Below are 14,563 nucleotides of genomic sequence, written 5' to 3'. Positions count from 1 at the left end.
TATCACAAATTTTTCGTGTGATATCCCTTTTATTGTAGAAAATTTGACATATTAAGGACGAATTTAGTTTAGCAGTTGACATACGCTGGCATCAACGATTATTCTTGGAAATAGAAGTGTAATTGAGAATAATTTTCGTTTACATGAAAATGCTTTCAATCTAAATATTGTGAACCGAAATTTTTTCAATTATAATGTTTTGTGGAAATTAAACGAATATATTCCATTGAGGAGGAGTTCAGCACATGAAGAAAATAATGATGTTCGTCATGCTAGCAACGGTAGTTATTTTCAATTTAGGGTTAACACAAGCATCTGCCCAGCTATCTGACGGCACTCATTCCATAAAATATCAGGTCAATAAGCCTGAAAGCAGCTCAGTTTCCATTGCCAATGATTATTTTGTAAAACCAGCAAAGATAACTGTGAAAAATGGTACGGCGACAGTTCAAATTACCTTGAAAAATAGTAAATGGATTACTAAATTTCAGCCACCTGGTGGAGCAACCGTAGTCAGTGAAGATAAGGCAGCAGATACGCGAATGGTGCAATTCACAGTGAAAGATTTAACGAAACCTGTTGTGACTTCAATGAAAATTGATATTGATGATATTAATTATCATCATGAATATAGCGTTGCATTAGTTTTTGATGCAGCATCTACAGGAAGCTCAGCAGCGCCAAAGGCTAATGATGTAAAAGCATCAACGAATTCAACTACTGAAAGTCAAGTGCCAAATCCACAAACAAGCGATACAACACCCTATTTATTAATCGTTGCATTAGTGGGATCAGCATTTTTACTTTATAGAAAAAAACTACAATCCAAAACGGAGGGTCAATAATGACTAAAAAACGTCAATCACGCGCAACAAAAATGGTTCTAGCTTCATTGCTAGCAGCATCTCTAACAGTACCATCATTTGCATCAGCAGCTGAGGTAGTGACGACAAACACGGAAGTAAAGGCTGAGACTACAACAGAGCAAAATGGTTCACAAGTAACTTTCCAAACATTTAAAACTGGATCTGACGAAGCTGGTTATATGGATAAATATTTTTCAGAAAAAGCCGTTCTTGTTAATAAAAATGGTACATACACTCTGCAAATTGCAGTAGTTGCTGATTTCAGTAAAGTGATTCCTGGTTTTCAAGTAAAACAAGATGATAAATTTGTAGATGCGAAAATTGAAGCTCAAAATGATGGAACTAGCATAATTTCATTTCCAATAGTACCAAATGTTAAAACTCCTGCAAAAGTACATGTAGTAGCTGGTACGATGGATAAATGGTATGAATTCGATTTAAAAGCAGTAGAAAATAACGAAGCAACGTCTACTGAAGAAAATGGAAAAACTGAAGAGGTTAAAGAAGAAGTAAAAGAAGAAGTTAAGGAAGAAGTTAAAGTCAATGATGTTGCAATTACTGTTTACAAAAACGGTACTTCTGAAGAATCTATGATGAAGCAATATATTGCACCTAAAGTAGGCGTATCAGTAGTAGATGGTAAAAACATCGTAACGATGACATTCCCTCAAGGCCAATATGTTAAAGGATTCACAGTCGAAGGGAAAGCAGCAACTTTAGTAAGTGAAGATAAAGCAACAAATGCAAGTATGTACTCATTTGAAGTGGCGGACTTAAAGAAACTTGTGAATGCTCAACTGCGTATTGTTGTAAATGAGTCAGGCGTGAACTATGATACCAACCACCAAGTACAATTCAGCATTGCAGTGGAAGGCGCAGTGAAGCCAGTGGTGAATCCATTTAAAGATATTAGCAATGATGGTAATAAAGAAGCAATTCTAGCATTATACAGCAAGGGAATTGTGAAGGGGCAAGATAACTTCAAACCATACGACAATATTACACGCTCTCAATTTGCGTTAATGATTGCTCGTGCATTAAATTTATCATCAACAACAGATGCTGGATTTAAAGATACAGCAGCACTTGATGCAGAACGTAAACAAGCAATCAATGCTTTAGCAGAGGCTAAAATTGTTGTGAAAGCAGAGAACTTTAATCCAAATGGTACACTTACTCGCCAGCAGGCAGCTGTAATGATTTACCGTGCAGTAGCGCATGTTGCAGGGAAAGAAATGAACTATGGTGATCCAAGCCTATCTTATTATGCTGATGGCGCAACTGTAACAAGCGAAGAAGCGAAAAAAGCGTTTGCCCTTCTAAATACAGGTAAAATTATGACTGGCTCTGTCAATGCTGAAGGTAAAACAGTGATTAATGCAAACAGTCCTTTAAAACGCACACAAATGGCAAAAATTTTAAATGGTGCATTACAATACATGAGTAAATAGTATTATTACAGCAACTTCCTTTCTCACTTATTTGAGGAAGGAAGTTACTGTGCTTTTCAAGAATTTGGAGGGATTTTCATCGTGATTAGCAACAAAAAAATATATCAAGCATTACTATTCAGCTCTATTTTGCTGATGCTTTTCCCTCCATTTCATTGGCTTCAGGTCAATGCTGAAGAAACTATAATTGAAAATGGAAGCTATCAAGTTGAACTAAGTTTTTCATCTATGGAGGGACTGGGAGAAAATATTTTTAGCGAAGTGGCTACTCTAGATGTAAAGAATGGTCAGTATAAACTAGAGCTATCACTGGAAAAGCAATGGATTGTCACAGACATCCAAATGAAACAGCTAGATGATGATATAACTTCCACTGTTGGGCACGAAAATTTAGTTCAGCTTGATGTCAAAGATATACATCTACCGATTAGGGTAAACGGTGTAGTACACACATCTTCTGTGGAGTCCCTCTCTTTTTTGCAGGAACTCCAAATAAATGTGCAAACACTAAGACCGCTAAATGAGGAGACTATCCCAGATACAGATAATGAAGAAACTACTTCGAAAGATACAGTATCTGAAGAACGGACGTTGAATTATGTATTGCTGGTAGATGGCAAAAATGAGCCTTCTATAATGAATACATATGTAAAACCAGTGGCAAAGATCATAGAAAAAGATGGTATATACTATGCTCAAATGACAATATTAAAATCCGCATGGATAACAGGATTTACTGTAGATCAACATGGAAATCAGGTAGAGCCAAAGCAAGTCTCTATTGTTGATAATGTTAAAATTGTTGAATTTGTTGTTAATGATTTTGAACAGCCTATACGTATGTGGGTGAAAGTTGATATTCCTGAGATCTCTTATTATCATCAATATTTCGTTAATCTAAAATTTGAACAGCAGCAAGTTGCCAAGCTTTTCAATAAGCCTTTTGAAGTGAATTCCTCTGAGCAAGTGAATAGCGTGATACCACAGATAATTGAGAAAGAAGTTGAAAAGCAAGCTCCAGTAATAGTGGTAGAGGAAAGCATATCCAAACCGGCTCTGCCAAGGCTTCCTTCACTTCAGCCAACTATGCCAAAGGAGGAGCAGTTAGCATTTGACCGTACATTTGATGCTCCTACAGAAGATGATGAAAAAGAAGAGGCTGAGGAAGCAGAAATAAAGAAAGAAATCACTACTGAAAAACCATCGCAAGATTCAAAAGTTAATCAGCAGCTTGCACAGTTAAATGTAGTAAAGGTAATCCTGCTTATAGGAGTTTGTATGTTATCGGGCTTATTGCTCATTCGACGTATCAAAAATTCGAAAAAAGATATGACTGAACAGAAATAAATAGGAGATGACAGTATGCAAAAGAAACGGAAATGGTTGCTGGTAATGGCAGCATTGATGTCATTAGTATTACTAGTTGTTGGCTGTAGTGATAGCAGTAAACAAGAAAATAAGGGAGAATCAACTGAAAAAGAGCAGGTTTCTGCTAAAGCTACTGAGAAGAATGAACAGCGTATCATTGCTGGTACTGTTGTTATTGCAGAAATAATGGATAAGCTTGAGTTGGATGCTATAGCAGTACCAGAAACGGAGAAAAAATTAGCAAAACGTTTTGATGGTCTGCCAACTATCGGTAATGCGATGGAACCAGACATGGAAATTGTGAAATCATTAAATCCGACAGATGTGTTATCAGTATCTACGTTAGAGTATGATTTACAAGATAAATTCAAGCAATTAAATATTCCAGTCAATTTTTTAAACTTTCAAAGTGTAGATGCGATGCTTTCTGAGATTCAAAAACTTGGTGAACGCTATGAGCGAGAAGCACAAGCTGAAGAGTTAGTGAAGGGATTACAAAAAAATATTGAAGCTGTTCAAAATGTAGCTGGCAATAAAGAAGGACCTCGCGTACTCATTTTACTTGGAATTCCTGGTAGTTATTTAGTGGCAACTGAAAATTCTTATGCGGGCGATTTAGTGAAACGTGCTGGTGGTATCAATGTGATGGAAGGACAGGACGCTGAATACTTAGCTTCAAATACTGAGTATCTCCATAATAGTAATCCTGATATCATTTTGCGCTTATCTCATGGCATGCCTGACGAAGTAGTAAAAATGTTTGATGAGGAATTTAAAACAAATGATATTTGGAAGCACTTTGAAGCGGTTAAAAATGGCAAAGTCTACGATTTAGAGGAGGAGTTATTTGGCACTACAGCCTCCTTACAAGTACCACAAGCTTTAGGACAACTGATGGAAATCTTCTATCGAGAATAGCAATCTGAAAATGTCGCTCATATCACAAGCATAGTCTTGTCATAGAGCGCTTTTCTTATAGCTTAAATGCTGACTAAAAAATGACGGAATTTGAAATGAAAAAGGAAGTCCAATATGACAAAAAAAATTGTAAGTTTTTCAATTGTAATTGTATTATTACTTGTCTCAACAGTTTATGCAGCGACAACAGGTAGCATTAAGATGGGCTTTTTCGAATTTATAGGGGCATTGTTTGAGGATGGAAATAGTCAAATGGAGGCCATCCGAGATTTACGTTTTCCGCGTATTATCGTTGCCCTATTTGCTGGAGCGGCTTTATCTGTTTCAGGGGTCCTGTTACAATCTGTGATGCGCAATCCTTTAGCAGATGCAGGTGTAATCGGTATATCTTCAGGGGCAGCATTTGTACAGCTCTTTATAATTTCCTTCTTTCCCGCATTATTTTTCATGACACCTGTATTAGCCTTTATTGGCGGGGCATTTGCCTGTGCACTCGTGTTTGCGTTGTCATGGAAGTCAGGGTTAAGCCCGTTGAAACTCATATTAGTTGGGATCGCGATTAATGCTATGTTTACAGGACTAACAGAGGCATTTATAAGTCTAGGTGGCTCATTAAATACGTCAGTCACGGGTGTCATTGGCTCAAACCTAACGATGCGTACATGGAAAGATGTTTCGACAATTGTTACATATGGTACTGTTGGTTTAATAGCAGCTTTCGCGCTGTATAGTTGGTGTAATCTTCTTGTCTTACAAGATAAAACAGCGAAAAGCTTAGGCTTTCCTGTTGCACGAGCACGACTAATAATTGCTGCTGTAGCAGTATTATTATCGGCTGTTTCTGTTGTTGTAGCGGGCGTTATTTCATTTGTTGGTTTGTTAGTACCACATATTGCTCGTCGCTTAGTGGGACATGATCATAAGGTGCTTATTCCCTTTACAGCCTTAGCTGGAGCATTACTGATATTAGTGGCTGACACGATTGGACGTACAATAGTTGCCCCAATTGAAGTACCAGCTTCAACCATTATGGCGATTATCGGTGGGCCGTTCTTAATATTCCTATTACGAAAAGAGTGACGAAACATGGACATACAAAATATTATCGTATCGCATGATAATACCCGAAATCATTTAGATGGTGTATCAACAATTATCCAAAAGGGGAAAATCACAACAATTATAGGACCTAATGGCTGCGGAAAATCAACATTATTAAGTGTTATGTCACGTAATAATATGCCAAAGTCAGGGAATGTATCATTAGAAAACAAGGATTTACTGCATTATAAATCAAAAGAGTTTGCTAAAAAATTAGCCATTGTTTATCAGCAAAATGAAATTCCAAAGGATTTAACGATTGAAAAGTTAGTAAGCTTTGGACGTTTACCGCATCAGACAATACTGAAAAGAAATCATGAGGAGGACGCTAAAGCTATTGAATGGGCACTTGCTTGTACAAATTTACTCGAAAAACGCAATAACGATTTAGAGGCTTTATCGGGTGGAGAGCGTCAGCGAGTATGGATTGCCATGGCCTTAGCGCAGCAATCTGAAATTTTATGCTTGGATGAGCCGACAACCTATTTGGATATTTTCTATCAAATTGAATTATTGGAGCTAGTAAAGACATTAAATGAGGAACATGGCTTCACAATTGTTATGGTACTTCATGATATTAATCAGGCAATTCGTTATAGCGATCATATTATCTTGATGAAGGCAGGACAAATAGTCGCCGAGGGTGCACCAAGAGATGTGATTACAAGGGAAGTTATTAAAGAGGTGTATGGAGTCGAGGCTATTTTTCACGAGGATAAGCAACTTGGATTTTACATGGTTCCCCTTGGTATTTAGGTGGTGACAGTATGAAAAAATGGACTTCTAAGCTATTAACAATAGTATACTTAGCTATATTTTTATTTTCTGGCTTTTCTTTAGCAAAGTATTTATATACGTATTATGAAACTTCTAAATCTCTGGAAGAAGTGCAAACGATTTATGAATCTTCATTGGCTGCTCATGATAAAGCATCTAAAGAAAAAAAGAATGAGGAACCTCTATCGCCCTATACTATTCGACCGCAATTTGAAGACTTGCTTGCTGTCAATAAAAATATCGTTGGATGGATTTCTATCGATGGCACAAAGTTAAATAACCCTATTCTTCAAAGCGACAACAATGATTTTTATTTAAACCATAATTTTAAAGATAGAGAAAGTCGTGCGGGAAGTGTCTTTATGGATTACCGCAATGAAGTACAGACTATCAATCGAAATACTATTTTGTATGGTCATGCCATGAAGAATGACACAATGTTTGGCAGTCTAAAAAATTATTTAAAGCAGGATTATGCAAATCAATATCCTATTATTTACTTAGACACATTATATGAAGGATACGATGTTGAAGTCTTCGCAGCCTATGAGACAACCATTGATTTTTATTATATTGAAACAGAATTTGATAGCGATGAGGCTTTTCAAACATTTTTACACGATATTCAAGCACGATCTTTGATTGAAATGAATGTAGATGTTGGTCCAAAGGATAAAATACTAACTTTGTCTACTTGTAAAGATTCAGTTTTAAGTGATGATCATCGTTTTGTTGTTCAAGGTAAATTAGTAAAACGCTGATAGATAGGAGTTTTCCCAATTTAAATGGGAAAGCTTCTTTTTGTTTGATGAAAATACTTTAGAAATAAGGAGATTTCTCTGGCCAGGCTAGAATTTGATTAGGCTCTAGAGAAAACGCTCGGGTTGAGCCAGCAACTGCTCGGACCCAAAAGAAAAACACTCGGGTTGAGCCCAAAACAGCTCAGGTCCCAGGATAAACGCACAGGGTGGGTCCGAAACAGCTCGTGTCCCCAGGAAAAACCCTCAGGCCGGGCTCAAAACAGCTCGGGTCTCCAGGAAAAACGCTCAGGCCGGGCTCAAAACAGCTCAGGTTCCCAGGAAAAACGCTCAGACCGGGTCCAAAACAGCTCGGGTCTTCAGGAAAAACGCTCAGGCCGTGCCCAAAACAGCTCGGGTCCCCAGGAAAAACGCTCAGGCCGGGTCCAAAACAGCTCAGGTCCCCAGGAAAAACGTTAGGCCGTGCCCAAAACAGCTCGGGTCCCCAGGAAAAACGCTCAGGCCGGGCCCAAAACAGCTCAGGTCCCCAGGAAAAATGCTCAGGCCGTGCCCAAAACTGCTCGGGTCTCCAGGAAAAACGCTCAGGCCGGGCCCAAAACAGCTCAGGTTCCCAGGAAAAACGCTCAGGTCGAGTTAGAAACAGCTCAGGTCCCAGGAAAAACGCTCAGGGCGGGTCCGAAACAGCTCGGGTCCCCAGGAAAAACGCTCAGGCCGGGCCCAAAACAGCTCGGGTCCCCAGGAAAAACGCTCAGACCGGGTCCAAAACAGCTCGGGTCCCCAGGGAAAGACGCTCAGGTTGAGCCAGAAACTACTGCTTTGAGCCCAAAGAAAAAAGCTCAGGTCAAGCCAATAACTGCTCGAATCACAGGAATTCAACCATTCATGATGTATTTGTAAAAGTTCTAAATAATTACTTGACGTAAATTGTTTATTAATATATAGTAGGTTACATAAAGTAATTGATTACTTTTAGTAACTTTTATGATATTGGATGTACAAAAAAGTAACTACAATGTTTAATCCACACTACCTTGGGTAACATAATTAATGTAGTTGCTTCATATTTTATCTTATATCTCGAAATCGAGATAAATAACAACTCAATTGGAGGAAATTTAAAATGGCAAAATGGAACATCGATTTAGGACATTCAGCAATTAACTTTCAAGTAAAACACATGATGGTATCAAAAGTAAAAGGTGTATTTGATAGCTATACAGCAGATATTGAAGCAGCAGACCTTGCAGATTTAACAACAGCAAACATTAGCTTCACAATTGATGCAGCAAGTATTAACACACGTAGTGAAGATCGTGACAATCACTTAAAAGCTGAGGATTTCTTTGATGCAGACGCATATCCAACAATTACATTCAAATCAACAAATATTACTAAAAAATCAGCAGACCAATATGCCCTTACAGGTGATTTAACAATTAAAGATGTAACAAAATCAGTAACTTTTGAAACTGAATTTAATGGGAAAGGTACAAATCCATGGGGCCAAGAAGTTTATGGCTTTGAAGCTGAAACAACAATTAATCGTGAGGAATTTGGTCTTACTTGGAATGCTGCATTGGAAACAGGTGGCGTCTTAGTTGGTAAAGATATTAAAGTGACAGTTGAATTAGAAGTTAATCCAGCATAAACGTGATGAACTGTGTCTGAAGTAGTATACTTGGACACAGTTTTTTTGATTCAATCTTCCCCCGAAAAAGCTCCCATATTCCATAAATACAAAACAACAGCACTCTGTTAAAATAATCCGTAAATAAGTTACTTGCATATTTTTGGCAATGCTTGCATATAAAACACCATATTGTTTTTGGGGGCGATGGGATGAATGTGTTAGTGACAGGTGGCTACGGTTTTATTGGGAGTGCTGTGGCGAGGCGATTTCATAATGAAGGGGCAAATATATATATCATTGATAATTTAAGCACTGGTCATTTACGCAATGTCGAATTTGAACATAAATCCTATCTTTTGAATGTCGAAGATGAGGTCTGTGAGCATTTCTTTAAGGAAATTGCCTTTGACGTTGTTGTGCATTGTGCAGCCCAAACTAGTGTTCAAAAATCAATGCAAGAGCCAGTGAAGGATATATTGACGAACATTATTGGGCTTAGTCAGATGCTTTTCTTATCGTCAAAATATAAGGTAAAGCATTTTGTTTTTGCTTCGTCAGCAGCTGTGTATGGAGATAGTCATTATCCACCGTTAGAAGAAACGGATATTAGTGAACCCATTTCTATGTATGGTCTAAATAAAAGCATTGGGGAAACATACTGTGAAAAATGGCAAAAGGATTATGGATTGCCAACATTAATTTACAGATTTGCGAATGTATTTGGTCCAAGGCAATATATGCAGGGAGAAGCGGCTGTTATTCCTAGCATGCTAAAAAGCAGTATGGAAGGAAAGCCCTTTACGATTTATGGAGATGGAGAACAGACACGTGATTTCATTTATGTGGATGATATTGCAGATGCGATTTATGCTGGTGTTCAAGCGAAATTACAAGGAATTTATAATGTTTCAACGAATGAGGCATGGTCAATTCATCAAGTAATTTTATTACTACAGCATTTAAACCATCCATTAGAAATACAATATGCTCCTGCAAGAGAAGGTGATATCGAGCATTCATTTTTAAATAATGAAAAGCTTACAAATGCAATTGGATGGAAGCCTAAGATTTCCTTTGCAGAAGGCATAGAGCGTACATTGCAGGCATTACAAAATGAAAAAATAGTGGGAATTTAATAGAAGAGTTATTTTTATTCATTCAACGCCAAGCTAGGAACCTTGGCGTTGAGTTTTTATTTACATAACTGAAACTTTATTTGAAATTTCTTGAAGCGCTTTTTTCATCTGTTTGACTAATGGTTACAGAATAGAGAGCGTTAAGTAATACTAACACAGTAATAATTCAAATGTATAAGACTATAAAATTTCTGAATAGACGAATAATATTAATTTTTAAAGCTCCGTTTACAAATCTATAAAAATAGATATAATGAATTTTATGGAACCTTCACAAATCTATAAAGCATTATCAAACGATACAAGACGTCAAATATTATTATGGTTAAAGAATCCAGAGGAATTTTTTGATGAAAAACTTTATTTGCAACAAGGGATTAGTTTTCAAGTTGGAGTATGTGTAAGAGATATTCAATTAAAGGCAGGACTGGCTCAATCGGTTATCTCTAATTATTTATTAACTATGCAACAAGCTGGATTATTACAATCCGAACGTATTGGAAAGTGGACTTATTATCGTAGGAATGAGAAAACCATACAAGAATTTCGAGAGTACGTTCAAAAAGAATTATAAATAGAAAGGAGGATTTCTTTTTTTTTGCTCTATATATCTATATATATAGATATATATAAATGTATATATAAATTATGGTTTCACATCTATCAATTTTTGTAACAATATTCAACTAATTTTTATTAAATCAATTTAAGATTGGAGATTTTTATAAATGCGAAAAATAAATTCTTTACTTATTTTTATACTAGCAATAGGTGTATTTGGAATTATTACAACAGAAATGAGTATTGTCGGAGTATTACCACAAATAGCTCAAAAATTTGAGGTTTCAACCGCACAAGCAGGTTTGTTAGTAAGTATATTTGCTCTAGTTGTTGCTATATCTGGGCCATTTTTAATATTACTTGTGTCTGGGATTAATCGTAAGCTACTTTTATTAACAACAATATTTATATTTGTTATTTCTAATATTTTTTATGCTTATACAACACATTTTGAAATTATGCTTATTTTTCGTATTATACCTGCGGCACTTCACCCTCTATTCTTTTCAATAGCTCTTGTAACTGCAGCTAATCTTGTTCCTCCAGAAAAAAGCAGTCGAGCAGTTACTAAAGTTTTCATGGGAATTACGGTTGGCTTTGCTTTAGGTGTACCATTAACTTCTTATCTTACAGAACAGTTTTCATTAGAAATTGCTTTCTTGTTTGGAGCGATTGTAAATGCTGTAGCCTTTATAGGAATATTAATTTTGCTACCCTCTATGCCTGTTAAAGAAAAAATGTCTTTTGGCAAGCAAGTCGGTATATTACGAAAAACAGAATTATGGTTAAATATAGGAGCTGTTGTATTTATTTTTGCAGCTATGTTTTCGGTATACAGTTATTTTGCCGAATACCTTGCAAAAGTCACTCACATGAATGGCTCCTTGATTAGTATTATGTTGCTAATATTTGGTGTAATTATGATTTTAGGTAATTCTTTATTTGGATTTCTTTTACAAAGAAACATGTTGAAAACTGTAATATCTTTTCCGGTACTATATTTATTCGTTTACTTATTCGTTTATTATTTAGGTTCTTATTTCGTTCCAATGATTTTTATGGTATTCATTTGGGGAATCGTACATTCTGGCGGTTTAATCATTAGTCAGGCATGGTTAATAAGTGAAGCTAAAGAAGCCCCTGAATTTGGTAATAGCCTATTTGTTTCATTTTCAAATCTTGGAATAACTTTAGGAACATCTTTTGGCGGTTGGTTTATTTCTCAATTAGGAATTCATCAACTTATTTGGAGCGGCATTATTTTTTCACTACTTTCTTTTGTATTGATATTAATAAAAATAAAACTTTTCAACTCTAGTATTCTATCGCCATCAAATTAAAATAATTGGGAGCCCCAGTACGGAGCGAATGTGTTTTGTGCGAAAGCGAAGCGACAGCAACAATGATTTATCTGTGCGAAAGCGAAGCGACAGCAACAATAAGGCGGAGGAAGCGGCTCGACGTTCGCTCGTAGGACAGCGAGTAGCCTGTAGCGGAAATCATCGTCTTCCAATAATAAAAATGGTTAATGTATTGTTTGTTCCACGAAAAACGAGAAACTTTAAACTTATAGCGTTTTATAGATTAATCTTCACTCAACAAATATTTTTTGTAGCGTAAATGAAATGTCAGTTACAGAAGACCCCCATCTCTGAAGGTGGCGAAATGAATGCGGATGTGGTTCCTTTTCAGTGGGTGTCCAAACCAACTGAAATAACGGAACTCAGTCTAAGAACGCCACGTCCTGTGGCAACGACTGAGTGACCAACATCATGTTGGCCCAAAGCCTCCGGCGGATGTCACGGATTTTCAAAGGAATAAATTGTGCGAGCACAATTTAAAATCCGAACGCAATTACGCCAAGGCGAAATTGATTCTGCATTTAATTAGTATTAATCTGAGTAATATGTCTTTTTTCACGTCTATAGTATAATAATCTTTTAAAGGAATGTTGTGGAATTGAACGGGGGCTTACACATGCTTGTAGATTTTAGAGTGAAAAATTGTTTAAGTTATAAAGATGAAACACTATTTTCAATGGTGGCGGGAAGCCGTATTCGAAAATTAAAGGACTCACATACTATTCAGCTGGATGCCTTTCGACTTGTAAAAAGCGCCTTTATTTTTGGACCAAATGGCAGTGGAAAATCAAATTTGTTTACAGCTATTAAAGTGTTGCGTACGCTATTATTTAATTTTGAAAACCTTAATAATGTTAAACAACTACGCTTGCCCTACCAACCGTTTAAGCTAGGGGGGCAGCAAGAGCAACCAACTGAGTTTATGATTTCATTATTATTAGATGGGATTCTATATGATTATGAGGTACAGTATAATGCATCACAGGTACTTTATGAGAGCCTTACTAAGGAAACAAAGTCCACGAAGGAGCAGCTCTTTAGCAGACAGTGGGATGGGGCAGAATATTTATATGAAACGGCTCAACATACAGCTCTTGAATTGACAAAATATACAAGGAATAATACCGCTTTTTTATCTGTTTTAAATGTATTTAATGATTCTGATGCTACGAAAATATTTGAATGGTTTTTACATAAAATTCTGTTCTTAGATGAGGCCAATCGGTTATCAAGTCACCCTCTTATTCGTAAACTTGAAGAGGAGCCATTTAAGAGTGAGGTAATCAAGCTACTAAAAATTGCTGATTTTTCTATTCAGGATGTAACAGCTAGACGGGTTGAACGTAGAGAAAAAAATACTATTGGCTATGAATTTGACTCACCCGAAGTTATCCAAGAGGTTGATATTGATTTGCACTATTTATCGTTCGATGAAGCAGGTGCACCAATTGGAACAGAGACGATTAATTGGACGATGGATTCAAAGGGAACTGTGCGAATGCTGCATTTAGCCTGTGTTATGGTCGATGCATACAATAAAGGAAAGACCATTTTTATAGACGAATTTGATACGGCCTTTCATGTATCCATTTGCGAATTTTTAATGGCTATCATGAACAGCAAGCGAAATGTCTGCAATCAATTCGTTGTCACTAGCCATGAAATTGATTTACTAGACCAGCCACTCCGTTCCGATCAAATTTGGTTTGTTAATAAAAGCTTTAAAAATGAATCAGAATTATACTCCCTATTTGATTTTGCAGATTTGCAGAAGAAACGTGGAGATATTTCCTATGCAAAGCGTTACTTAAAAGGAGAGTTTGGTGCAACACCAATTATTAATGAATATTTATCAGATCAATATTTAAGTGAAGTGGAGGTATCTGAGCAGTGAGAGTACGTCAACAAGGAAATCGAACACTGCGTAAAACCATTTTAATTTATTGTGAAGGTGAAACAGAGCGCATTTATTTTGAGCAAATGCGTATTTTAAAGCGCTCTAAGATGGTAAGTGTCAAAATAAAAAATGTTAAACGTTCAGCGATTAAGCTAGCCCAGCATGCCTATCGAGATTCAAGCTATCAATATTTTGATGAGGTCTGGATTGTCTTTGATAAGGATGATTTAACGGAAAGGCAATTAGAGGAAGTCAATGATTTTTGTGAGGAGAAAAACATTTACATTGCTTACACAAATGAAGCATTTGAACTATGGCTACTCTTACATTTTGAGGAGGTCGATATTTCAGAAAAGTATCCTCGTGCTGTATTAAATGACAAAATGGAACAGCATCTAGGCGTCTCACGCTATTTTCGTCATAAGGCGAACGAGTCAGTTATTGCACCTATCGCATTGCGTCATGAGGTTGCGATAAAAAATTGCACAGAAATGATGGCATTTCGGGAAACACAGAGTCGTGACAATCCTTATTGCAATATACATGAAATGATAAAATACATATTTTAAAGTGAAATAGCAGATTTTCTAGTTACTATAGAAAATCTGCTCATAGTGTTGAAAAACTAAATGGTCAAGGGACTCTTTGTGAATACTACTAATTCAAATGAAGGTGATTTCCGTTCCAGGCTACTCGCTTTCCAGTGGGCGAGCGACGAGCCGCTTCCTGCGCTGACGCT

Annotated in this window: 13 protein-coding genes; all 13 read left to right on the top strand. The window is 36.6% G+C overall.

Going from position 1 to position 14,563, the window contains the following annotated elements:
- Nucleotides 1–245: 245 nt before the first annotated feature.
- The 13 genes from isdC to AC3WOM_RS00005 all read left to right on the top strand — a co-directional run bounded on the left by isdC (nucleotide 246) and on the right by AC3WOM_RS00005 (nucleotide 14,393).
- Entirely contained in the window at nucleotides 246–845 is a 600-nt protein-coding gene (gene isdC / locus AC3WOM_RS00065) for a heme uptake protein IsdC (RefSeq protein WP_492444171.1), read from the top strand.
- Nucleotides 845–2,317 carry an NEAT domain-containing protein gene (locus AC3WOM_RS00060; RefSeq protein WP_492444169.1) on the top strand — a complete coding sequence of 491 codons (1,473 nt, stop codon included), beginning with the start codon at nucleotides 845–847 and terminating at the stop codon, nucleotides 2,315–2,317. The genes isdC and AC3WOM_RS00060 overlap by 1 nt, the downstream gene beginning before the upstream one ends.
- A gap of 81 nt (nucleotides 2,318–2,398) precedes the next feature.
- On the top strand, nucleotides 2,399–3,664 hold the full coding sequence (locus tag AC3WOM_RS00055; protein WP_492444167.1) for an NEAT domain-containing protein: 1,266 nt from the start codon (nucleotides 2,399–2,401) through the stop codon (nucleotides 3,662–3,664).
- A gap of 15 nt (nucleotides 3,665–3,679) precedes the next feature.
- Nucleotides 3,680–4,603: a heme ABC transporter substrate-binding protein IsdE gene (isdE, locus tag AC3WOM_RS00050; protein WP_492444165.1), complete on the top strand. Its 924-nt coding sequence runs from the start codon at nucleotides 3,680–3,682 to the stop codon at nucleotides 4,601–4,603.
- Nucleotides 4,604–4,717: 114 nt separating this feature from the next.
- The gene (locus tag AC3WOM_RS00045; RefSeq protein ID WP_492444163.1) at nucleotides 4,718–5,683 is read left to right on the top strand and encodes a FecCD family ABC transporter permease; all 966 of its coding nucleotides are present in this window, start codon (nucleotides 4,718–4,720) and stop codon (nucleotides 5,681–5,683) included.
- 6 nt (nucleotides 5,684–5,689) lie between these two features.
- Nucleotides 5,690–6,460: an ABC transporter ATP-binding protein gene (locus AC3WOM_RS00040; protein WP_492444161.1), complete on the top strand. Its 771-nt coding sequence runs from the start codon at nucleotides 5,690–5,692 to the stop codon at nucleotides 6,458–6,460.
- 11 nt (nucleotides 6,461–6,471) lie between these two features.
- Nucleotides 6,472–7,242, top strand: a complete 771-nt coding sequence (gene srtB, locus AC3WOM_RS00035) for a class B sortase (protein ID WP_492444159.1) — start codon at nucleotides 6,472–6,474, stop codon at nucleotides 7,240–7,242.
- Nucleotides 7,243–8,359: 1,117 nt separating this feature from the next.
- Nucleotides 8,360–8,887, top strand: a complete 528-nt coding sequence (locus AC3WOM_RS00030) for a YceI family protein (protein WP_427538476.1) — start codon at nucleotides 8,360–8,362, stop codon at nucleotides 8,885–8,887.
- A 191-nt stretch (nucleotides 8,888–9,078) separates the two neighbouring features.
- Nucleotides 9,079–10,005 carry an NAD-dependent epimerase/dehydratase family protein gene (locus AC3WOM_RS00025; protein ID WP_492444158.1) on the top strand — a complete coding sequence of 309 codons (927 nt, stop codon included), beginning with the start codon at nucleotides 9,079–9,081 and terminating at the stop codon, nucleotides 10,003–10,005.
- A 262-nt stretch (nucleotides 10,006–10,267) separates the two neighbouring features.
- On the top strand, nucleotides 10,268–10,579 hold the full coding sequence (locus AC3WOM_RS00020; protein ID WP_387079579.1) for an ArsR/SmtB family transcription factor: 312 nt from the start codon (nucleotides 10,268–10,270) through the stop codon (nucleotides 10,577–10,579).
- A 154-nt stretch (nucleotides 10,580–10,733) separates the two neighbouring features.
- Nucleotides 10,734–11,906: an MFS transporter gene (locus AC3WOM_RS00015; RefSeq protein WP_427538470.1), complete on the top strand. Its 1,173-nt coding sequence runs from the start codon at nucleotides 10,734–10,736 to the stop codon at nucleotides 11,904–11,906.
- A gap of 637 nt (nucleotides 11,907–12,543) precedes the next feature.
- Nucleotides 12,544–13,821: an AAA family ATPase gene (locus AC3WOM_RS00010; RefSeq protein ID WP_492444157.1), complete on the top strand. Its 1,278-nt coding sequence runs from the start codon at nucleotides 12,544–12,546 to the stop codon at nucleotides 13,819–13,821.
- Nucleotides 13,818–14,393 carry an RloB family protein gene (locus AC3WOM_RS00005; protein WP_492444156.1) on the top strand — a complete coding sequence of 192 codons (576 nt, stop codon included), beginning with the start codon at nucleotides 13,818–13,820 and terminating at the stop codon, nucleotides 14,391–14,393. Before AC3WOM_RS00010 ends, AC3WOM_RS00005 begins: the two co-directional genes overlap by 4 nt.
- The last annotated feature ends 170 nt before the right edge of the window (nucleotides 14,394–14,563 follow it).

Source organism: Lysinibacillus sp. FW301-JW8 (genome assembly GCF_058788755.1).
This window is presented reverse-complemented; position numbering and strand designations above follow the sequence as displayed.

What these genes read in the sequence shown, in the direction of transcription:
- srtB (WP_492444159.1), top strand. Translation starts at nt 6,472, where the DNA reads ATGAAAAAATGGACTTCTAAGCTATTAACAATAGTATACTTAGCTATA.
- AC3WOM_RS00045 (WP_492444163.1), top strand. Translation starts at nt 4,718, where the DNA reads ATGACAAAAAAAATTGTAAGTTTTTCAATTGTAATTGTATTATTACTT.
- AC3WOM_RS00015 (WP_427538470.1), top strand. Translation starts at nt 10,734, where the DNA reads ATGCGAAAAATAAATTCTTTACTTATTTTTATACTAGCAATAGGTGTA.
- isdC (WP_492444171.1), top strand. Translation starts at nt 246, where the DNA reads ATGAAGAAAATAATGATGTTCGTCATGCTAGCAACGGTAGTTATTTTC.
- AC3WOM_RS00025 (WP_492444158.1), top strand. Translation starts at nt 9,079, where the DNA reads ATGAATGTGTTAGTGACAGGTGGCTACGGTTTTATTGGGAGTGCTGTG.
- AC3WOM_RS00020 (WP_387079579.1), top strand. Translation starts at nt 10,268, where the DNA reads ATGGAACCTTCACAAATCTATAAAGCATTATCAAACGATACAAGACGT.
- isdE (WP_492444165.1), top strand. Translation starts at nt 3,680, where the DNA reads ATGCAAAAGAAACGGAAATGGTTGCTGGTAATGGCAGCATTGATGTCA.
- AC3WOM_RS00030 (WP_427538476.1), top strand. Translation starts at nt 8,360, where the DNA reads ATGGCAAAATGGAACATCGATTTAGGACATTCAGCAATTAACTTTCAA.
- AC3WOM_RS00040 (WP_492444161.1), top strand. Translation starts at nt 5,690, where the DNA reads ATGGACATACAAAATATTATCGTATCGCATGATAATACCCGAAATCAT.
- AC3WOM_RS00060 (WP_492444169.1), top strand. Translation starts at nt 845, where the DNA reads ATGACTAAAAAACGTCAATCACGCGCAACAAAAATGGTTCTAGCTTCA.
- AC3WOM_RS00010 (WP_492444157.1), top strand. Translation starts at nt 12,544, where the DNA reads ATGCTTGTAGATTTTAGAGTGAAAAATTGTTTAAGTTATAAAGATGAA.